Raw genomic sequence first — 20,185 nt, 5'->3', positions numbered from 1 at the left:
AAAGGAGCTCTGCTGTACCTTAGGGCCAAAGAGCTCCTGCTTTCCATTATTCAATCATACCTTCAACCGGACTGCTCGCGGAGGCATACCGTTTCTTAGGGATCCGGCCGGCAATAAAGCCCTTACGTCCCGCCTCGACAGCCAGTTTAAACGCTTCAGCCATCAGAACCGGATCACCCGCTCCGGCCACTGCCGTATTCAGTAGAACGCCGTCTGCTCCAAGCTCCATCGCCAAAGCGGCATCGGCAGGTCCGCCAATTCCAGCATCAACGATAATCGGCACCTTCGCTTCTTCCAAAATAAATCGCAAATTATTCGGGTTTACGATACCTTGACCGGAGCCGATCGGCGAAGCGCCCGGCATCACCGCCGCAGCTCCCGCTTCCTGCAGCTTGCGCGCAAGTATCGGATCGTCTGAAGTATAAGGAAGTACAATAAAGCCTTCATCCACCAATATTTTGGTCGCTTCAAGGGTGCCGACCGGATCCGGCAGCAGGGTTCTTGGATCACCGATCACTTCAACTTTGATCATATCGCACAATCCGGAGGCTTTCGCGAGACGGGCAATCCGCACCGCTTCTTCTACCGTATAGGCACCGGCTGTATTAGGCAGTAGGGTAAACTTTTTCAAATCCAAGGTTTCAAGAAAGTTAGGTGCATCCGGGTTATCGATCGGCAATCTGCGAATGGCAAACGTCAGTACCTCCGCCTCCGAGACACGAACAGCTTGTTCTTGAATTTTCAGATCCGTAAATTTCCCCGTACCCAAAAGCAACCGGGATTTAAATTCATAAGGACCAATTTTCAACGTTTCACTCATGTTCATTATCTCCTTCATTGTACAAAAATATGTTAACCTCCGCCGACAAAATGGACGATCTCCACCCGGTCACCATCATTCAGACGCGTCTCGTTATATGTGCCGCGTTCAATTATTTCCTTGTTCAATTCCACTACCAATATTTTGTTCTCCAGTTTGAACGCCGCCAGCATTTCCGCTACCGTAGAAACGTTGTCCATTTCTCTTGGCTCCCCGTTCACGATGAGTCTCATCCGTTCACCTCCTCTAAATCCGTACATAAAAAAAGCCAACCCAGAGCAGGTCGACTTGATGAGCAAATGCCTTACAACAAATCCGTAAACATTCGTCCACTTCCCTACGCTGGTATGATCCAGTTGCCGTCCGCGTTCTGCGGACTGCCGTAATCAGGTTCCAAGGGTCAAAGAATTCGCTTCTTTATCTCAGCCCCGCTTGCATGAAGGCTCCCCTAGTGGCTATTCAATTGTTGACATTATATCACAAACTTTGGTTCTTGACACCTTTATAACGAAGCTCAAGCACGGAGAATTCAGAGTCGATCGTAAAGATCACCTCTTTGGCCAGCGATTTTTTGACCAGCTTGCTCACCAGCAGCGGAAGCTCCGCTTTCACATCTGCCAGCTTCGGAACCTGCTGCAGTTCCTGCAGGCTCCAGGCTTCCTCTCTGCTCGCAAGCAAATCGATAAGCAGCTTGCAGCAGTTCTCCATCTTCGACATCACGGAAAATTCACAAGCCAGCAAAACCAGCTGCACTCGCTGTTTTAACGTTTCCCTGCTTAAGGTGAGCTCCTCGTAAAATTTATAAATCCCGGGATTAATCGTTTTCACTTGACGCCATACGGTAACCTCGGGATGGCTTCCCGATTCAATAATGACAATCCGCGCCCAGTGGCGCAGCGCTTCAAGAATATTGTTGTAAGCGTCCAGAAAATGCTCGTTTAATATATATTCTTTACTCTGCAGGTAGCACCGCAAAAACTTGGAGAATTCAATAAGAAGCTTGCGCTCCCGCAGCTCAACCGGGAATTCAAGGATCTTATGACGCAAGCTCTCCATATACGTATTCCGATCCAAAAGTATCTCCCCTTTTAAGATCCAATAAATCAAGTTGCTGTGTTCTGCATGCAGGATCCACTGCTCCAACGCATCAGGACTGATCCACCTTTCTTGTATACGTAGGTTGTCTTTTATATAATGAATTTGTTGATAAGTTCGTTTATTGTCATGACTGACGACAAGAAGCAGAATATCGAATCCGTCCGTCACGGAAGAGAACATCGAAGGGCTATCGACTGCCGATACACTGATGACAGCTTCATCCTGCCGGAGTTTTTCAACCCAATATTGTTTTACTGATTCCATCAAGGAAGCCTCCTGACTTTGAGCGCAAGAATCAAATAATGCAATATTTATGATTATTTCTACATTCAAATTCAGTTTCCTGCCAAGGTTTTGTGTCAAAATTCACATAATTATTCCTATGAAAGAAGTGACGTTAATGAGGTTCAAGTCAAGTAAAGTAAATGAATTCCGGTTATGGGGGCTCCTTCTGACGATGGGCGGGATGCTGCTCATGATTACCGGACTTGCGGGTATCGTCTTTGAATGGGGAAAAATAGGGCGCATCCTAGCGGCGACGTGCATGGTGCTTGGCGGAATTTCCATGCTGGTCAGTATGGCCGTTTATTTTACAGCAGGCATGATGTCAACAAGCGCCACGGTACTGGTATGTCCTGAATGCGGAAAGCATACCAAAATGCTGGGCAAAACCGACCGCTGTATGTACTGCAAAACCATTTTAACATTCGACCCCAAATACGCTCCGAGCGAAAATCCGGAGGAAACTGCCGGTACTTCGGTCAGCCGAAGCGAAACGACATCCTCTACTTGATCGGGAGTTTGCCGGCCTCATCCCGATAGCCGACACAAAAAAACTGGCTTCGCCGCGTTACGGCAAAGCCAGTTTTTTATTGCTTTGATTCGAGCGTCGAATGAATCCAGTTCCACGCCTGCGGGTTCTCAAAGCCTCTGCGCCAGGAAGCGACTCCGGCAAGATGATATTTATTCACCAGTGCAATTCTCGCTTTAACCGAGGTCTCATCCTCGATCCAGATTTTTTTGCGCTTGCCGTCTTCCTCATATTCGATATAGTTTTGACCGGTTTCTGCAGAAAAAACAGGAGTCAGGTTCTTCTCCTTGATGATCCGCTGCGGCCTATCCATGAACACGGCCCTTGAGCTCACGTTGGTTTTGCCGTCCTTCACTTCCTCCGTCCATTCCCTGGTATAAAAAGGTATTCCCAAAATCAGCTTTGACGGGGGGATATCCTCCTCAAGGAGCGCAACGATGGACTGTTCCACCCAAGGCAGCGATGCCACTGACCCTGCCTTCGGACTGCTTGCCCAATGCTCGTCATAAGCCATCAGCATCATGTAATCGACCGACTCCACAAGCGCTTTACGGTCGTAAAAGAGAGACCACGTCTCGCTGCTGGATATCGGCGTTACATCTATCGAGACAATAAGCCCCTGTTCATGCATAAGCGGCGTCATTTCACGGACGAATTGAACCAGGTTTTGTTTATCTTTGAGATACACGTTTTCAAAATCAATATTAATGCCATCAAGCGAGTACATCTGCGTGAAAGCGAGCAGCTGCTTGATCATGGTCATCCGTTTATCGTAAGTGGATAAGGCATCGGTCGTCCTTTTCGGGTCAAACCCATTGCTGAAGAGTGCCCAAACCCGGTATCCCCTCTCGTGGGCCCATTTGACATAGGCCGGATCGGCCAGGTTATTCAAATTGCCTTCCCCGTCTTCCAAATGAAACCAGGTGGGACTGACCACATTGACTCCCGGCATCGGAGGAATGCTGGAGGTATCCGGATTTTTGGTGACCACATGCTCCCAGGTTAAATTCACTTTTCCGCTGACCGGCTGCTTGGGAACGAATTCGGCGACAGGCTTCTTTTGGGGAATGATCTCCTCCTGATCGGCAACCAGCTGCTCCTTGCGAATATACCCCATATAACCGCTGGTTAGCTGAACACGCAGCCACTGTTCATGCTCATCCCATACCATCACCTTCTCTCCCTGCTTCACGTCGGCTAAAATGATCGCTTTAATCGAGGGATCCCGACGCATGGGAATCGTTCGGTCCGGCTTGCCGGGATATGAAACTGCCTGATACCAACGCACGGTATCGCCCGCTTTGAACATCAGCACCGCACCGGTCTCTTCGGACTCGCGCAGTTCGATCTCATACAAGTCTTTTAGCGGATCAATGGGAAGGTACACCTTGTCGTCCTTTTTTTCCAGCGGAAAACGGAGTTTGAACGGTTTCTCATTCATCATTCCCGTCAGTTCGCTTGTCCGCAGTCGAACTACCTTATCTTGAGTGGTTATAATAGTCGATTCGGATGATTCCTCGTAAATCAGAGACGGATCGATGTGTTCTTTCACAATGTCCAAAGGGAGTTTTAAACTTTCTTTAGACCCGATGGCCGGATCATTAAGCATGGTCCCTTGATAAAACACCGGTTTCGGATTCCCTTCAAAGCCCGGTTCTTCATGCTTGGAGCTCGGCACATAGACCGACCAATAATAAAGTCCGAAAACCATGCCGCACATAACGGCAATCGTCATAAGCAGCAGGGGCTTTCTACGTTTTTTCCCACGACGCATGGCTTCACTCCCGTATCCACAATGTTGAGATAAAAAGAAAAGACGTATTCGAGCGCCAACAGGCGGAACGAACACGTCCATTATACCTTAAATCTATCAATCTATCATGTGGATTGCATCGCGCAATCGGAACATATGCCGTACACTTCAACACGGTGACTCTTCACGTGAAAACCCGTCAATTCTCCCGCCGCCTGTTCCAAATCGTTCAAAGGCTTATAAGCAAAATCAACCAGTTTGCCGCACCGCTCGCAGAGCGCATGGTAATGATCGGACAAATTCGCATCAAACCGGCTGGAATGATCGCCGTACGTCAACTCCCGAACCAATCCGGCCTCAATAAACACTTTAAGGTTATTGTATACGGTGGCAACGCTCATGCTGGGAAAACGCGGCGACAGCGCCTTATAAATTTCATCCGCCGTTGGGTGAATTATCGTATCAAGCAAATAGGATAAAATGGCATGCCGCTGCGGAGTCATTCGAACGCCCATCGTCTTGAGTTTGTTTAACGCTTGTTCTAAAGCAAGGTTCATGGTGTGCACCGCCCGCTCAAAGAAAATACATCACTTTATTCTATTCGCATGCCGGGTAAATTGTCAATTCATCATTTGGATAGACAGAGAGTCATTCGTCTCCAGCCGGATCCGATGCTGCCCTCCGCCGATGGTCCCGGTAACCGTATCTCTTTGTACTATCAGCGGAAGATTGGTCTGAATACCATCTTCGCTGCCTTTTCCTTCAACCCGATAGTCCCCGGCAGACGGAAGCTTCACGTCAATCTTCCCATTCGATGTCTTGACATCCCAATCTCCATCCACCGTTCGGCTTGAAATGTCGACGGATCCGTTGCTTGTATGTGCCTTAACTTCTTTTAGCACACCATCAATCACAATGGCTCCATTGGAGGTCTCCGTTTGAATCGTCCCCGATGCATTCATCGCACGAATTTCTCCGTTGGTAGACTCTATCACTGCATCGCCTTGATGGTTGTTGACTTCAACCCGTCCGTTTGAGGTTTTCAGATTCAAGCTGCCTTGTGTGTGCGCTGCCAGAATCCGGCCGTTAGACGTGGTGAAGCGCAAATCGCCATTCAATTCAGATACCTGAATTTCTCCGTTTGTAGTTTTCCCGGTAAACCGTTCTTTTATTGGAAGTCTTGCAGCATTGATTTTACCATTCTCCAGCTTCATATCCAGATTGACCTTCTGTTTCTCCGGCAGGGTGACCACCAGATCCATCCGCGGCTTCCGGCTGCCGAAAAAGGATCCCGGATACTCCTTGGCAACTGCCTGAATATCAAGCGTGCCGTCGCTTTCATCAAATTCCAGCCTGGACTCATCTGCAATCGGCTTGGCTTCGTTTTCATTGTCTGCCTTCACGATGACAGTAAGCTCCACCTGCACTTGATCAACCTGACCCGATTGTACGACAACGTTACCCGACAGGTTACCGATTCGTATGGTTTCCGTATCAGAAGAAAGCGGAATCAACGTCACGTCTTTATCAAACCGGTACCCTTCGGAAGTTATGGATTCAATGGCTTGCGAAAAATGGAATCCGTCGAACTTTTTTAAAAAATCCGTTGTCTGTGTGCTCACAATCACCACCGCTGAGATCATGACGGCAAAGATGATGCCCCCCAAATCCAGCTTCAGTTGGCGTTCGCTGTTCCCGTATTTCATATTGAACAAAATATATTCCACGCCCAAAAAGATGAACAGCAGCGGCCACCAATCTATAAGCACCGTCGTGAAGTTCGTATTCATCCTCCTGTCCGCAATCACGGCTCCGCCGACCAGCACGAGCAGAACCGCCGCAGTAAAGCGACCTGCTTTATGCATATGTGTCTCTCCTTATTTTTTCGTCGATTCCTTAATGAACATATAGAGCCCTACGGCAATCAGGATCACTGCTCCGGTTGACGATCCCAAAAAATCAAACACATGATCAAGCCAAGCCGGTTTACCGTTCACAAGTATAAGGAGCGCCCCTGCAGCAATCAATACATAGCCGAATCCGTTCCCCCGAAGCTTTGGCTTTCTCGGCTCCTCCCCCGGGAAGAACATCCCCTCTTCGTCCCGTGCACTATGGCCAACGCCATAAGAAGAACCGGCATAGTTGACTTTGTCCGTCTGCTGCAGCGCATCAAAGATATTATAGAAATAAATGACAGGCACAAGCAGAGAGAATAAAACAATGAGCGGGATGCTTGTCGCTTTGCTTGTGGCAAAGAATACAATGGCAAAAATATCGATAATCATCAGCAGCATGATGCCCATGCCCCGCCGCATGAGACCCAAGTAGAGCTGACCCGTACCGGGGATCAAAAAGGAAAGAATTCCGGCGATCCATTTGTTTTTACGGGGCAACCGCTGATCAAAGACCGGATCATAAGGCTGCCGCCTGCGGGCCTGCCCGTAGCGTTCCATTCTCTCCCGTAAAAAAGCTTCTTCTTGGTCGTCTTTATGGATATTCGGATCTTTCGATTGATCCTGACCTTGCATTGGTGACTCCTCCTTAGAACAGCAAATGGCGCGAAACCTCTCCGACGGCCTGAAGGAACTGGATTGCACCGGAGCGTAGACCGGCCTCAAGCTCGCCCGCATCGAGGTTGATCAGTTTCCCTACAATGCCGGTACTAATAAATAAATAAGTTGCCGCGGTGGCGACCAGCCCGTTGATCAGTTCGGAACGCCAATACGCGCGCCGCTTCCCGCTTACAGCAGTTCGACCCGAGTCCCGTCCGGAATGAACCAATGAAGCTTCGACTTCGATCGAAGACATCACCCGGTCTGCCAGATCACTTGGAGCCTGCAGAACAGGAAGCTCCTCTAAAGCCATCTCCATGTCCAGTAAAACGGAGATTCTCCTGCGGCAGCCGGAGCACGCTTTGATATGATAACCGATTCGTCGGTCTTCCTTCGCGGAGCACCTTCTATTCAGATATCGTTGCAGCTCTTGATCGTTCGGATGCATGACAGCCATGATCCCGCACCTCCAGCCATTTTTCTTTCAACAGTGCTTTACCCCGATATAATCTCGTCTCAATGGTCTTGAGCGGCAGCCCGGTAGTCTCCGATATTTCCTGATAGGTTAACTGCTTGTAATGGTACAAATACATGATGAGCCTGTATTTCTCAGGCAGTTCTGCGAGCAGCGTCAGTACGGTTTGCTGTTCTTCCTTTTGCAGCGCGCGGGTTTCCGGTTCTTGCTTTCGGTCGCCGAACCAGCTTTTGACTTTGTCCAACACCGCCTCGTGCGGCCTTCTGCGCCGGGAGCGCAGATAATCCGTCACCATATTGACAGTAAGGCGGTAAATCCAGGTCTTCAGTTGTGACTCCCCGCGAAAGCGATCCAATGAACGGTAAAGCTTGATAAATACTTCCTGCGTCAAATCCTCGGCGGTTTCGCGATGCTCAATCATGCGGTAGATCAGCGTATAAATATAGTCCTTATGGCGTTCAATCAGCTCCCGATAAGCTTCATGATCACCCTGACGGACCTGGTCGGCCAGCTGTTCATCCGTCATGATTTCCATCATTTCACCGCCTTGCTGTTTCTTATTTCACTCTCTTAGACGCGGCGCATTCCAAAATCCCTTCACTTTGCGCCAAAAATTAATCGCATGAAACCGAGTTCACTCCATCTAAGCTCATCAGTTCCTCCACCGTTTGGGCAACCTTTACATTCTTGGCTAAGCGAAGCATTAAAGTAATCTGAAGCCGATTCCCATTCTCCATGGCAATTTCTTCCACCGAAAGCTTTTGAATGACGTTGCCTTGCTTGCTCAGCATAGTAACAACTCGGCCGAGAAGACTTGGACTATCGGTAGCCTCCAGCTTAAAAAAAAGCGTTTTTTTCGTGTGAAAATATTTTTGCTCGACGAGGTTTAGTAAAAAAAGACTGACCAAAGCCAGCGCACAAGTCAGAACCGAGGCATAATAAAATCCTGCGCCGACGGCAAGGCCAATGGCCGCGACAACCCACAAGGAAGCCGCCGTTGTAAGCCCCGTGATAGACTTACCGGTGAAAAGAATCGTTCCCGCTCCTAAAAATCCGATGCCGCTGATCACCTGTGCCGCGAGCCGGGCAGGATCCAACCGGACATTATCCAGCTTGGCGAATTCAGCAAACCCATACATCGACAACAGCATGATCAGCGTAGACCCAAGGCATACAAGAATATGAGTGCGCAGCCCGGCTGCACGATTATTTTGCTCCCGTTCGAATCCGATGACTCCACCTAACAATAAGGCCAGCAGTAAACGAAGCGTAATATGCAGCGTGTCAATTGTCCACGGATCATTCATAAACCGTCGCCTCCCGATCAATGATAAAGATTAATGAAGATTATTGTAACACGGAAAGGTTCGTTACTGGAGACTTTGCAAAAAAAAATGCCGGGTGCCTCTATATGCTATATTTCCCTATAAAAAGCAAAAAAAGGCCGAAACAGGCCTTATCTGTTGGTTTCCCTATCGGGCGGCACGAACGGATCGTGAAAAACCGTAAACTGCCGCGATTATAACACTTTCTGGAATTTCGTTAATGTAATCCCCGGTGCCACCAACTGCATCTGAAGCGGCTGGTATCCATGTTTATCATACAATTGAACGGCAGGAATATTGTTCGTCCCCGTATATACGATAATCCTCATCCCCGGCAGCGCAAATTGCTCAAGGTGCTTCAGCAGTTTGCTTGCAATTCCGCGGCGAAAACAATCCGGATACACCATCATGCGGCTGATCGTCAATTCTCTGGCGCTCTGCTTGCATGCCGCGGCACCTCTGAGCTTTCCTTCTTCATAATAACCGAAGAACGATTCCCCGGATTCTTTTAAGCTGAGCGGGGAATCAAACAACGGAGGAATTTCCTCAAAACCGATCAGCTCCGCCTCCACCCGATAAGCGGTTAGCTGCAGGGTGAGGAACTCCAGCACTTCCTGCGTATCGTTCAGATCGATTGCACGAATCATGGATTTCGCCCCCTTTGTGCATAAAGAAAGCGGTAATGACCTCCAAAGTCCGGCACACCCAATTGCCACGCCGGACCGAGGCGCATACCACTTTGGATTTACATTATGCGTTAAGACGTTCGATAATCAGCTTGTTTACCAGACCCGGATTGGCTTTGCCCTTGGTTTCCTTCATGACTTGTCCGACCAGGAAGCCGACCGCTTTTTCTTTGCCCGCCTTATAATCGGCAACCGATTGCGGATTGTTATTCACAATCTGATCGACAACGGCTTTAATCGCCCCTTCATCACTGATCTGCACCAGACCTTGCTCTTCAACAATGGTCTGAGGGTCTTTGCCCGTTTCCAGCATAGACTTGAATACGGTTTTGGCGATTTTGCTGCTGATCGTTCCTTTTTCGATAAGCCCGATCATTTCTCCCAGACCTTTACCCGTAATTTTCACGTCGGCAAGCTCCAGGCTGTTGGCGTTCAAATATCCGAGCAGGTCGCCCATAATCCAGTTGGAAACCGCCTTGGCGTCTTTCGTGAAGTTCAAGCTCTCCTCGAAGAAATCAGCAAGCTTGATGGAAGAGGTAATGACCTCCGCGTCGTAGCTCGGCAAACCATATTCGCTGACGTAGCGTTTCTTGCGCGCATCCGGCAGTTCAGGAATCGATGCGCGGACGCGAGCCTTCCATTCCTCATCAATATACAGAGAGACCAGGTCCGGATCGGGGAAATAGCGATAGTCGTGAGCCTCCTCCTTGCTGCGCATCGTCAGCGTCTTGCCTTGGGCCTCATCCCAGCGGCGCGTCTCCTGCACGATATGGCCCCCGCTATCCAGCACGTCTGCTTGCCGCCATTCCTCGTATTCCAGACCGCGTTGAACGCCGCGGAACGAGTTCATGTTTTTGAGCTCGGTTTTCGTACCGAATTCCTTTTGCCCGAAAGGACGCAAGCTGATGTTTGCGTCGCAGCGCAGGGAACCTTCCTCCATCTTCACGTCGGAAACGTCGCAATACTGCATGATGGCCTTGATCTTCTCCAGATATGCGCGCGCTTCCTCTGGAGAACGGAGATCCGGTTCGGATACGATCTCAATCAACGGAGTGCCGACGCGGTTGTAGTCGGCAAGCGTAGCATATCCTCCGTCCACGTGCGTAAGCTTGCCCGCATCCTCCTCCAGATGGACGCGCGTAATGCCGATGCGCTTCGTCTCGCCGTTCACTTCGATCTCAATCCAGCCATGCTCGCCTATCGGCTTGTCATACTGCGAAATTTGGTAAGCTTTAGGGGAGTCAGGGTAAAAATAGTTTTTCCGGTCGAATTTACTTTCCGTTGCGATCCGGCAATTGAGCGCCATTGCTGCCTTCATGGCATATTCCACCGCCTGCTTGTTCAGCACGGGAAGCACGCCGGGATGTCCTAAACAAACCGGACAGGTATGCGTGTTCGGCGGAGCTCCAAATGAGGTGGAGCAGCCGCAGAAAATCTTGGATTTCGTGTGCAATTCCACGTGCACCTCGAGTCCGATGACGGTTTCGTATTTCTTATCGGTTGCTGCTGTCACTTAAGGTTGCTCCTTTCTATTACAGCTGCGGACGCTGCTTGTGGAAGTCGGTGTGCTGCTCGTAAGCATGGGCTACGCGGAGAATCGTCGATTCATCGAGCGCTTTGCCGATAATTTGCAGACCTACCGGCAGTCCGTCCGAGAATCCGCAAGGAACGCTGATCGCTGGTATGCCGGCCAGATTGACAGGGATCGTCAGAATATCGTTCAAATACATGGTGAGCGGGTCCTCTGTCTGCGAACCGATGCGGAAAGCCGTTGTCGGCGCAGTCGGCCCGATGACCACGTCATATTTTTCAAACACTTGTTCGAAGTCGCGTTTAATCAAAGTGCGCACTTTTTGCGCCTTCAAATAGTAAGCATCGTAATAGCCGGAGCTTAATGCGTAAGTGCCGAGCATAATCCGGCGCTTTACTTCATTACCGAAGCCTTCGCTGCGGGATTTCAGATATACGTCCAGCAAATTCTTTGGATTGTCGGCGCGTACGCCATACCGCACTCCGTCGAAACGAGCCAGATTGGAGGACGCCTCCGAGGACGCCAAAAGATAATAGGCGGCAACGGCATACTCCGAATGCGGAAGGGATACTTCTTCCACGACGGCTCCCAACCCTTCTAGCACTTTCAATGCCGTCAGCACAGCATCCTTCACCTTCGGATCGATTCCCTGACCAAGGTATTCCTTCGGTACAGCAATACGCAATCCCCGGACGTCACCTGTCAATGCGCTGATATAGTCGGGAATTTCCGTATTCAAGGATGTCGAATCCTTCGGATCGTGGCCTGCAATCGCTTGAAGCAGGTAAGCACTATCCTCCACGTTTTTGGTCAGCGGCCCGATTTGGTCGAGTGAGGAGGCAAAAGCCACCAAACCATAACGGGACACCAGGCCGTATGTCGGCTTCATACCTACAATGCCGCAGTACGCCGCCGGCTGCCGAATCGACCCGCCGGTATCCGAGCCAAGCGAGAAATACACTTCGCCGGCCGCTACCGCCGCGGCGGAACCACTGCTGGAGCCGCCCGGAACATATTCAAGATTCCAGGGGTTGTGTGTTGGATAAAAACTGGAATTCTCGCCCGAGCCTCCCATGGCAAACTCATCCATGTTCAGCTTGCCCACGGAGATTGCCTCAGCTTCCTTCAGCTTGCTCACGACGGTGGCATCATAGATCGGATTGTAATTGCTGAGAAATTGACTCGCGCAGGTCGTCGTCACGCCTTCGGTGACGATGTTATCTTTCACGCCGATAGGCAGACCGAAAAGCAGTCCGCGGGGATGCCCCTCTCCGGAATGCTCGTCCAAAGCTTTGGCCGCCTTTCGCGCGTTTTCTTCATCCAGCTTGAGAAAAGCTCTCACCTTATGATCTACTGCAGCAATTCGTTTATACGATTCGTCCACCAGATCGGTGACCGTGATTTCTTTGGCATGAAGCTTGTTATGTAATTCTTGCAGACGCAAATTAAGCAAAGACAAGCGAAAATCCTCCCTTCGTAGTCTTACGTTATTCCAATACTGCCGGCACCTTGATCTGTCCGTCTTCTTCATCCGGCGCATTCAGCAGAACCTTCTCGATCGGCAAAGAGGGCTTAACGACATCTTCGCGCATGACATTCACGAGCGGCATCGCGTGGCTTGTCGGCTCAACGCCGTCCGTATCCAGCTGATTCAACTGCTCGGCATATTTCAATATGGCATTCAATTGCTCGGTGAACCGCTCCTTTTCCTGATCCCCAAGTTCAAGTCTGGCCAATGCGGCTACGTGCTCCACATCCTTGATCGTAATACTCATTTCCTGCACCTCACTCTTTAAGCAATCATTCTTTTCATTATAGCCTAGATGGATTTTGAACTCAATTGTCAGGGTATAGGACAGGCGTGTAATAGACAATATAATAGGAGATGAACGAATACGTCGTTCCGGATTCACCGGTCACTATGAGAATGAACACAAAAACGGCCAAAAAATCACCTTCCAGCCGGTGTTTTCTTGACCGTATGTTAGTGCAGTATTTGACGTTAAATCCACGCTTTCAAGTGGATTTGTTTAATAAAATCTTCGCGTGTCTGAACATCCTTGTTCGTATCGGCGACCGGCTCCTCTGAATCGCCGTTCATGATGCGGCGAAACAGTTCTTCATTCTTCGTGGCAAGCGCATAATCGATCAGCGCCTCCCGCTCCACCCGGTCAACCTCCTGCTGCAGCAGCACTTCCTCAAGCTCAACATCGGCCCCGGGTACAAAATAATGCTTATTCACCTTCGGTACGCGTACCACATAATCAAATACATTATCCGCATTACGGTCATACGCAATGATATATCCATATTCGCCGATCGGCAAATTTTGTTCAAAACTGTCGCCGACAATAATAACTTTTTGCCCTAAACGCAGCATGGACGCTCCCCCTCTTGGTCCTACCGGCCCTTGCCTCTTGATTCATGTCAAAAATCATATATGATCAATTGTTCTGATAGATTAGTAACTGCAAGATAATTCATGAATCGTTGTTTGCACTGGTGCCAGAAGCATTAATATGAATTCTATTAATTTTATCATTATTTCGTTGGCCAAGCAATGCTTGAGATTGCCTGCCTTTGATTTAATCATATCATCATCTTTTTTGAAGAGAAGAGGTTATCTTTGCATAATTCCTTAAGCGTTAAAAAAAGGCGGAGAATTCGTTGCGAATCCTCCGCTTATTCGACCGGTTAGTGCCGGATTTGGTTCACGATGACATCATACATGCTTCCTATGATACGAACGGGTACATCCGTCGTTTGCTCCAAGCCGTTCGTCCAACGGACTTTGAACCGGAATGTGTACTCCTCTCCGTTTTGCAGCATACGAACGTGATCCGTATTCAGCAGCTGCCCTGTGAAGCGAATATCATTGCTGCCGGTAAGAGGGACGGTCTCTCCTGTTTCGATTAGCGTCGCATCCACATCGTCGGGCTTCGTTGCGCTTACACCCGTATCCGTCACCTGAGCGGCCAGCTCGAACGCTTCTCCGGCCCAAAAATCCCTCTCGCCCCTTTGCCGCTGCGGGTATTTCGCATTCCAGGCCTGACGGTAACTTTCCCACTCCGGTGTGTGGTTTACCCATCCCGTAATATCCAACGGAAGGACCACAAAGGAATACGTTTGTTGAAACATTCCTCCCCAACCATCATGAATCGTAAGTCGGAACACATAGTTACCTTCGGGTATAGGGCCATAAGTAAACACGCTTTGTTGTCCCGAAGGAACGTTATGCCACTGCCGGATGGTTGAGAATTCGCCTCCGTTAAAGCTGCTTTCAACGGTTATGGACAAAGCGTCTCCGTCAGGATCGGATGAAATAACCGTAAACGCAGGCGTATCGTGTTCATAAATTGGGCTTGCAAAAGTAAGCGTGCCGCTTGGCGCGCGGTTAATATAAAGCCATGCTTGCGGAGACCAGTCGGATGCAGCTCCGTATTGGTCCCACACCATCACGCGCACCCTGAGTTTTTGCCCTGCCGGCAGATCGCTCGTTACAGTCCAGGATGCGCTTGTGCTTGCGGTGTTTTGAACAATTTTTCCGCTATCCAGCACCATGACCGTATTTGCCTCATTAGTAATTTGAATCTGGAAATGAGTGAATAGGGTTCCCGGGTCCGGGTCTGTCTGCGACCAAGCAAGCGTAGGCCGCAGCGTATTGGCTATCGTCGGATTCGCCTGTGTTCCATAAGGATAACTCATATAAGCCTCAGGAGGACGGTTTGTCGTCATCCATCCGATATTACTCCACCCCGACCAGGCTTCCCCATCGCTGACCTGAACCTGCGCCGAATACTTCTGACCCATAAGCAAACGATTTTCCATGGTCCAGGCCCAGGAGGCTGCCGTTGTGTCCATAACCTGGTGATTCAAGCATTCGACGCAAAAACCGGCTTCATCCTTTATCATGAGGTTGAATACGGTAAAAATCGTTCCTGGATTAGCATCCGCCTGATTCCATCGTATGGTCGGCTGCAAGCTGACAGGTGTCGGATTGGCTTGGGTACCTGTAGGGAACGTAAGCGTCACTGTCGGCGGTACATTTGGCGGCGGTATGACGGTAACCGTAATGGTTTGCTCATACCAATCGCTCCATGCCCCGTATTCATCCTGAACTGCCATATATACGGTGTAAACTCCCGACTCCGTAGGTCTAACCAGTTTGGAAGCGACCGTGTTGCCGCTAGGTGTCACGTAATAAAACTTTTTGGCGTAAATCCCACTGTTGTCGGCATAAGGCGCTTGGCAGTTGCCTTTTGCATAACACCGGTCCGGATCGAAGCTGTGATCGGTCCAAGCAATGGTATTATCAGCTGCTAGGCTTAGCGTGAATTTAGATATTGGAGCCCGATGAACAATAAGCTGCTGAGTGTACCAATCTGAGTATTTTGAGTAATCCTGGAATGCTTGAGATCCGTCCGCCAGCCTGTGATTAGGGTGCGGATCATCCGGCGCCCTGTACTCGATCTTATACACTCCAACCTTATCAAAATTCAGGATAGGCGTTGTTACGGTTTGTCCGTGACGGCTGGACAATCCGCTCTTCCCGTCCCCGGTGTCCAAGAATATGGTGGTGTCCACATGGGCGTATTTCCATTGGGTCCCGTTATCATATCTTGGATCGTTTTCTGGGTCAGAAAAAGTATGCTCGTATTTAACCTCCTTGTCCACTAGAGCGTATCCATTAAGATACTTGGATGTTTGCGGTGGATAAATGGCATAGCGTATGCCCTTGAACTCAGAGTATTCCTGTAGGGAATAAGGTCCAAATGTTCCGGAAGAAAAAGTGGAATCTGTTTTATCTATAACAAGAGTCCCATTTTCATATATCCTAAATCTGTTACCGTTCATTTTTATTTGATAATTATACCAAACATTATTAAATGAACTTCTAGCAATTTCGGAGATCGTTGTTTTTCTTCCGTTAACAATTTTCACTAATCTCAATCTGTCTTTCATAGACTCTAGACGATACATATTTTTCGAGTCTTGAATTCTGAAAGACATTCCGTAAGGAATGTAATCCAAGTACGTGGCATTAGCTTTTTGTTCCCACTGAATAGTCGCATCAAATAAAGGAGACATGGATGGCTTCATTATTTGACCGAAACTAAAATGTTCGTTAGTGTTCTGAGTTTGTGAACTACTAGGAGTGAAACTATAGACTTGCCCACACATTATATAAAGACTCTCAGATATAATAGTAAGTTGGTTGTATGCATAAGTGTTACAAGATGTGTCAAAAAGAAAATTACCGGTCCTGGTTTCTTTTACTCTGCTGTATTCCAGTGATCTGCCGTTTATGTCGCCGTCGAACCCCAAATCAGTGTCTAAGTCAAAGTTTGTATTGAATCCAGCAGGTATGGTTGCCCAGTGAGATTGACCTGTTGCGACATCAAGGTATCTGTACTGTTGGCCTCCAGAAACACTACTATCGTAGGTTAGGTTATACCTAACTAAAGTTTCATCCTCATTAACACCACTTATGGTTGCACGTTCAGACCAACTCCCTGCTTGACCAATTCTGGTAATCTTTCCTGTATCACCGTCAAACTTATACATATAGTATTGTGCAGTGAAATAGATGTTTCCGCTAGGGGCCCTGAAGCTAACGCTTCCCATCGTACCGGGATGTACTTTTGGCCCACCAAAGTCCCCCGTTTCTGATGGAACGTCCGTGTAGGTCTCTACCTTGTATGGAGTTGTTAGGTTGTCAAAGGTGTAGGACTTTATTATACGATTAGTCAAGTCTATAGATTTATAGTCATAGTTGAATTTCATCAAAACTTGTAAATCAAACGGACTTGATCCATCACTGTATGTCGGGAATACCCCTGATTTATTCGTTGGTCCAAACCAACCACTAGAATTTTGCATTCTATAAGATCCAGAAGCATCTATAGATATATTTCCACCCCGCAAGGAGGCTATTTTATACCTTTTCCACTGAGTTGTAATATCGTAAGGACTTCCTTGGACCGCGAACTGATTTGAATGAAGTACTATTACCTCTCCCACATCTTCTTTTACGTGAACAGTATAGCGAGAGTCGAAAGGGAATTCTATTAACTGTATCGGTTGAGGAAGGTGGAACCCTGTTATATAAAGTCTCTGCCTTTCATACCATGACTGGTAACCACCAACCAAAAACATATTATTTCCCAAATAATAGTCGGGGGTAGAAAAGAAAGTAATACCCGGCAGACTACCATACCCTCCTGCTAGTGTTCCCGGAGCATCTGGTAATGCAAGTGATGGCATTTTATATTGTCCCGGAGATATGCTGCTTATGTTGTCGGTCCTAACTCCAGTAGATAAAGTTCCCGCAGGTGAAATCCTCCATGCGAATTTAGGAATAACATTCTTATCCAAAGTGGTGTTTATCCAGCTGTCAGTTAGGAAATCTCCGTTAGGAATCCCATTCCAGATCGCCGGTTCCGGTTCAGTAGTTTCACCACTTACCGTGAAGGATACTTCTGGACTGTCATTAATAGATTCGACAACATAATCTTTGTAAGCATCTTTTCCATAATCCTCTTTGGCATAAACACGGAAGCAATACTTCCCTACCTTATCTGGCTTAAAATCAAAAACTTCATTATTAGAAGATATAAGAGTGCTGGTCGGAGTGCAATTTCCATTGTTGTTAGCATCATAGCCATAAGTAACCCTGTACTGAACTATCGTATCCCCATCTGGGCTGTAAGAGGCATTTCGAAATTTTGCTGTTCCTACTCTGGACACTGTGGCGCTGTACTGAAAATCAATCACGGGCGGTTGGTCCGGAATGACCGTTAAATCCCATGTATCAGGCTCCAACGATTTTAGGCCGGTATTGTCATAGACATGCAATTGAATTTTTTCAGTACCGACTACAGAATAACTCTGCTTGGCATTTATCCATTCATCCTTTGTATGGTCAATCATGCGACCTTTTACCGGTGAATAGCTTTCGCTTGAATCCCAAGGAATGGTTAATGGACGACCTACTTTAATTACCTGCTGTCCCTTTATTTTAGGTATTGGGTTTGGGGGGACTACATCCAGGTTAGCACAAGCATTAGTAGAACTAACACCATCGGCAGCGTATGCGCAAACCACTTGCATACCCAATACATCCGCGGTCATGCCTGAATAACTTTGTCTAGTGTAAGGCTTACTCCAGCTGTGTTTCCCTGGCAGCCCGCGCACCCACTCGGTGGTGTTCATAGGGTCCTCAAAATCCCAATAGAACGTAATCGGGTCGCCGTCAGGATCTTTCAGCTCCGTTACCTTTAACCCTACCGTATCTCCGACAATCGCCGTGCTGATCGGTTCACCCGCTGTATCTACGAATGTAACTCTAAGCTGCGGAGGGTTATTAGGCGGCGGCGGTCCGATTTCAAACGTCTTCGGCCCAATGGTTCTTTCGACTCCGCAGCTGTCTAATGCAATGAAGGTTACCGTAACCGTACCGCTTTTCATATTGGCCGGATACTGCTTAGTAGCATGATCAAAAGCGAACACCCAGGAGTTCGTGTTACCACTTGTGTTCGGATACCAACCATGATCTGCTGCTCCAGGAGGCGGCATGGTCAACTCCCCGCCGTTACCGGACATGTGCCATTTAAACTTACTCAGCTCACACCCTTGCGGTCTGGTTTCAACCGTAAAAACGTTATTTTCCTTCCAAGGCAGAAAACCTTTTTGGATCGTTAATTCCCCCGTTAAAGTTCCTGGTTCTTGTGTAGGAGGAGGCGTTGTTTCACAAGTCGCTTGGGGGGTAAACGTTTCATTAGTGGTGTTATTCGATCGATTCGTATCTCCAACGGTATTACCGGAGTCTACGACCAGTGAGAAGATTTTAGGCGCAGCTGTACTGAATGTATAAGAATAAGTTCCTCCCAGCAGCACACCATTGTTGGCCCCGCCTGACGCATTCTCTGTCTTCACCACTACACCATCTACTTTTAGCTGCACCGTGAACGCCGTGGAGGTGCTTACGCCAATGTTCTTGTACGAATACCTGATGGTTTGTGTGCTTCCTACCGGGATACAAGCATTATCGACTTTGATTTCCTGCGCAGCGAGGTCGGGGGTGGCTGGTATTTCATAAGTAATCTCAACCTTCCCCATGCTGTAAATGTAGGTCTTGGCTTGCCAATCCGTATTGACTTCCATCACATAGTTATTAAGCTGTCCATATCCTGTATTTTTGCTTTCAATTATACAATCATCTGGGTCACCTACAGGTACAGGGTCGTTCGCGTAGAATGTACAAAACGTATCTAATGCCCGACGAACGGCAATTTGATTTGATCCGTTAATATATCCCCATGAGTATGGTTCAATACCGTTACCAATCTGCTTCTCTGAGGCACCTGTTAACCGAATGCTGCTCGGATCAACAAGTGGAACCGGATCATTAGGTCTTGGGTTACCTTCAGTTGGTTGAGTTTTATAAAATACAGATGGTGGAGGGACATTGTAAGCCCGCGTCACCGCAGCTCCATTCATATTCCAGTTTGGTGCAATATCCACCATTTCTTTGGGTGGACTACCATACAGATACCTTAGATCGTTACCTTCCTTATTCGTTCCATTATATGTGGTAGGCGTCGAACTGGCCGTCGAGGAGCTTGCCGGCCTGATATAACCCTCACCAGGAATAATCCCCGGCCTTTGCGTAATGCCTCCAGAGGCTGCATCGTCCGGATCAAATTGATAAATACTTGTGTTTGCTCCCTTGTGTTCCCATCGTTTTCCATCAGGTAAACGATAAATTTGATGACCCGGATTTGTAAATGCCCTACCATAAACCGTTAGCTCATTACCATTTACATTAATTGTAACGCTATTGCCGTTTAAGGATCGAGTTGCAGTTTGTCCAGGGCCTACGGTCACCGTCACATCTTTTACCGTGCCATCAATATAAGGAGAAAGATCAATGTTTTTTGACCACGAGCTGTTGGCAGAATAATGTTCACCGGTGACTGGTTGATCGCTTAACGTGCCTGATTGGAAATCGATATACATTGTTTTGGATTTGGCTGCATATGCAACTTGATATTCAATGAAAGGCAGTATGAATTGTGCCAAAAAAACGGCTAGCATGAGCAATGAAAAACGCTTTTTTTTCATGAAAAACCTCT

17 protein-coding genes are annotated in these 20,185 nt (G+C 48.2%); 1 reads left to right on the top strand and 16 read right to left on the bottom strand.

The annotated features are described in order from the left end of the window. Window positions 1–46 precede the first annotated feature (46 nt). The 3 genes from EXW96_RS01655 to EXW96_RS01645 all read right to left on the bottom strand — a co-directional run bounded on the left by EXW96_RS01655 (window position 47) and on the right by EXW96_RS01645 (window position 2,182). Complete coding sequence (locus tag EXW96_RS01655) at window positions 47–820, bottom strand: thiazole synthase (RefSeq protein WP_054819591.1); 774 nt, start codon at window positions 818–820, stop codon at window positions 47–49. A gap of 32 nt (window positions 821–852) precedes the next feature. Beyond that, window positions 853–1,053 carry a sulfur carrier protein ThiS gene (gene thiS / locus EXW96_RS01650; RefSeq protein ID WP_054819590.1) on the bottom strand — a complete coding sequence of 67 codons (201 nt, stop codon included), beginning with the start codon at window positions 1,051–1,053 and terminating at the stop codon, window positions 853–855. 244 nt (window positions 1,054–1,297) lie between these two features. Continuing rightward, the gene (locus tag EXW96_RS01645; RefSeq protein ID WP_174349703.1) at window positions 1,298–2,182 is read right to left on the bottom strand and encodes a nucleotidyltransferase-like protein; all 885 of its coding nucleotides are present in this window, start codon (window positions 2,180–2,182) and stop codon (window positions 1,298–1,300) included. Between the two features lie 136 nt (window positions 2,183–2,318). On the opposite strand from EXW96_RS01645, the gene EXW96_RS01640 reads away from it, so the two are divergent. After that, the gene (locus EXW96_RS01640) at window positions 2,319–2,711 is read left to right on the top strand and encodes a DUF2614 family zinc ribbon-containing protein (protein WP_062409653.1); all 393 of its coding nucleotides are present in this window, start codon (window positions 2,319–2,321) and stop codon (window positions 2,709–2,711) included. A gap of 76 nt (window positions 2,712–2,787) precedes the next feature. Here the strand turns inward: EXW96_RS01640 and EXW96_RS01635 are convergent, their stop codons facing one another. From EXW96_RS01635 to EXW96_RS01575, 13 genes are all read right to left on the bottom strand, one after another. Next, window positions 2,788–4,503 carry a glycosyl hydrolase family 18 protein gene (locus EXW96_RS01635; protein WP_174349702.1) on the bottom strand — a complete coding sequence of 572 codons (1,716 nt, stop codon included), beginning with the start codon at window positions 4,501–4,503 and terminating at the stop codon, window positions 2,788–2,790. A 104-nt stretch (window positions 4,504–4,607) separates the two neighbouring features. Beyond that, on the bottom strand, window positions 4,608–5,039 hold the full coding sequence (locus EXW96_RS01630; protein WP_062409655.1) for a Fur family transcriptional regulator: 432 nt from the start codon (window positions 5,037–5,039) through the stop codon (window positions 4,608–4,610). A 63-nt stretch (window positions 5,040–5,102) separates the two neighbouring features. Then, the gene (locus EXW96_RS01625) at window positions 5,103–6,347 is read right to left on the bottom strand and encodes a DUF4097 family beta strand repeat-containing protein (RefSeq protein ID WP_137671255.1); all 1,245 of its coding nucleotides are present in this window, start codon (window positions 6,345–6,347) and stop codon (window positions 5,103–5,105) included. A 12-nt stretch (window positions 6,348–6,359) separates the two neighbouring features. Next, window positions 6,360–7,010, bottom strand: a complete 651-nt coding sequence (locus tag EXW96_RS01620; protein WP_054819586.1) for a hypothetical protein — start codon at window positions 7,008–7,010, stop codon at window positions 6,360–6,362. A gap of 13 nt (window positions 7,011–7,023) precedes the next feature. Further along, window positions 7,024–7,491, bottom strand: a complete 468-nt coding sequence (locus EXW96_RS01615) for an anti-sigma factor (RefSeq protein ID WP_062409657.1) — start codon at window positions 7,489–7,491, stop codon at window positions 7,024–7,026. Further along, entirely contained in the window at window positions 7,442–8,047 is a 606-nt protein-coding gene (locus tag EXW96_RS01610; RefSeq protein WP_235594158.1) for an RNA polymerase sigma factor, read from the bottom strand. The genes EXW96_RS01615 and EXW96_RS01610 overlap by 50 nt, the downstream gene beginning before the upstream one ends. A 76-nt stretch (window positions 8,048–8,123) precedes the next feature. Continuing rightward, window positions 8,124–8,816, bottom strand: coding sequence for an MgtC/SapB family protein (locus EXW96_RS01605; protein ID WP_174349701.1), 693 nt, complete (start codon window positions 8,814–8,816; stop codon window positions 8,124–8,126). Window positions 8,817–9,028: 212 nt separating this feature from the next. After that, the gene (locus EXW96_RS01600) at window positions 9,029–9,481 is read right to left on the bottom strand and encodes a GNAT family N-acetyltransferase (protein ID WP_054819583.1); all 453 of its coding nucleotides are present in this window, start codon (window positions 9,479–9,481) and stop codon (window positions 9,029–9,031) included. 103 nt (window positions 9,482–9,584) lie between these two features. Next, window positions 9,585–11,033, bottom strand: coding sequence for an Asp-tRNA(Asn)/Glu-tRNA(Gln) amidotransferase subunit GatB (gene gatB, locus EXW96_RS01595; RefSeq protein WP_062409661.1), 1,449 nt, complete (start codon window positions 11,031–11,033; stop codon window positions 9,585–9,587). 19 nt (window positions 11,034–11,052) lie between these two features. Then, window positions 11,053–12,510: an Asp-tRNA(Asn)/Glu-tRNA(Gln) amidotransferase subunit GatA gene (gatA, locus tag EXW96_RS01590; protein WP_062409662.1), complete on the bottom strand. Its 1,458-nt coding sequence runs from the start codon at window positions 12,508–12,510 to the stop codon at window positions 11,053–11,055. 28 nt (window positions 12,511–12,538) lie between these two features. Beyond that, window positions 12,539–12,826, bottom strand: coding sequence for an Asp-tRNA(Asn)/Glu-tRNA(Gln) amidotransferase subunit GatC (gene gatC / locus EXW96_RS01585; protein ID WP_062409663.1), 288 nt, complete (start codon window positions 12,824–12,826; stop codon window positions 12,539–12,541). Window positions 12,827–13,053: 227 nt separating this feature from the next. Further along, window positions 13,054–13,431 (bottom strand): hypothetical protein, encoded by a 378-nt coding sequence (locus tag EXW96_RS01580; RefSeq protein ID WP_062409664.1) that lies wholly within the window; start codon window positions 13,429–13,431, stop codon window positions 13,054–13,056. 314 nt (window positions 13,432–13,745) lie between these two features. Next, a complete protein-coding gene (locus EXW96_RS01575; RefSeq protein WP_174349700.1) occupies window positions 13,746–20,174 on the bottom strand; it encodes a glycoside hydrolase family 78 protein in 6,429 nt (2,142 codons plus the stop codon). Window positions 20,175–20,185 lie beyond the last annotated feature (11 nt).

Source organism: Paenibacillus sp. JMULE4 (assembly GCF_013337105.1).
GTDB classification, from domain to species: Bacteria; Bacillota; Bacilli; order Paenibacillales; family NBRC-103111; genus Paenibacillus_G; species Paenibacillus_G naphthalenovorans.
The sequence above is the reverse complement of the archived record's forward strand: the minus strand, read 5'-3'. Positions and strand labels throughout refer to the sequence as shown.

What these genes read in the sequence shown, in the direction of transcription:
- EXW96_RS01655 (WP_054819591.1), bottom strand. Translation starts at nt 820, where the DNA reads ATGAGTGAAACGTTGAAAATTGGTCCTTATGAATTTAAATCCCGGTTG.
- thiS (WP_054819590.1), bottom strand. Translation starts at nt 1,053, where the DNA reads ATGAGACTCATCGTGAACGGGGAGCCAAGAGAAATGGACAACGTTTCT.
- EXW96_RS01645 (WP_174349703.1), bottom strand. Translation starts at nt 2,182, where the DNA reads ATGGAATCAGTAAAACAATATTGGGTTGAAAAACTCCGGCAGGATGAA.
- EXW96_RS01640 (WP_062409653.1), top strand. Translation starts at nt 2,319, where the DNA reads ATGAGGTTCAAGTCAAGTAAAGTAAATGAATTCCGGTTATGGGGGCTC.
- EXW96_RS01635 (WP_174349702.1), bottom strand. Translation starts at nt 4,503, where the DNA reads ATGCGTCGTGGGAAAAAACGTAGAAAGCCCCTGCTGCTTATGACGATT.
- EXW96_RS01630 (WP_062409655.1), bottom strand. Translation starts at nt 5,039, where the DNA reads ATGAACCTTGCTTTAGAACAAGCGTTAAACAAACTCAAGACGATGGGC.
- EXW96_RS01625 (WP_137671255.1), bottom strand. Translation starts at nt 6,347, where the DNA reads ATGCATAAAGCAGGTCGCTTTACTGCGGCGGTTCTGCTCGTGCTGGTC.
- EXW96_RS01620 (WP_054819586.1), bottom strand. Translation starts at nt 7,010, where the DNA reads ATGCAAGGTCAGGATCAATCGAAAGATCCGAATATCCATAAAGACGAC.
- EXW96_RS01615 (WP_062409657.1), bottom strand. Translation starts at nt 7,491, where the DNA reads ATGGCTGTCATGCATCCGAACGATCAAGAGCTGCAACGATATCTGAAT.
- EXW96_RS01610 (WP_235594158.1), bottom strand. Translation starts at nt 8,047, where the DNA reads ATGATGGAAATCATGACGGATGAACAGCTGGCCGACCAGGTCCGTCAG.
- EXW96_RS01605 (WP_174349701.1), bottom strand. Translation starts at nt 8,816, where the DNA reads ATGAATGATCCGTGGACAATTGACACGCTGCATATTACGCTTCGTTTA.
- EXW96_RS01600 (WP_054819583.1), bottom strand. Translation starts at nt 9,481, where the DNA reads ATGATTCGTGCAATCGATCTGAACGATACGCAGGAAGTGCTGGAGTTC.
- gatC (WP_062409663.1), bottom strand. Translation starts at nt 12,826, where the DNA reads ATGAGTATTACGATCAAGGATGTGGAGCACGTAGCCGCATTGGCCAGA.
- EXW96_RS01580 (WP_062409664.1), bottom strand. Translation starts at nt 13,431, where the DNA reads ATGCTGCGTTTAGGGCAAAAAGTTATTATTGTCGGCGACAGTTTTGAA.
- EXW96_RS01575 (WP_174349700.1), bottom strand. Translation starts at nt 20,174, where the DNA reads ATGAAAAAAAAGCGTTTTTCATTGCTCATGCTAGCCGTTTTTTTGGCA.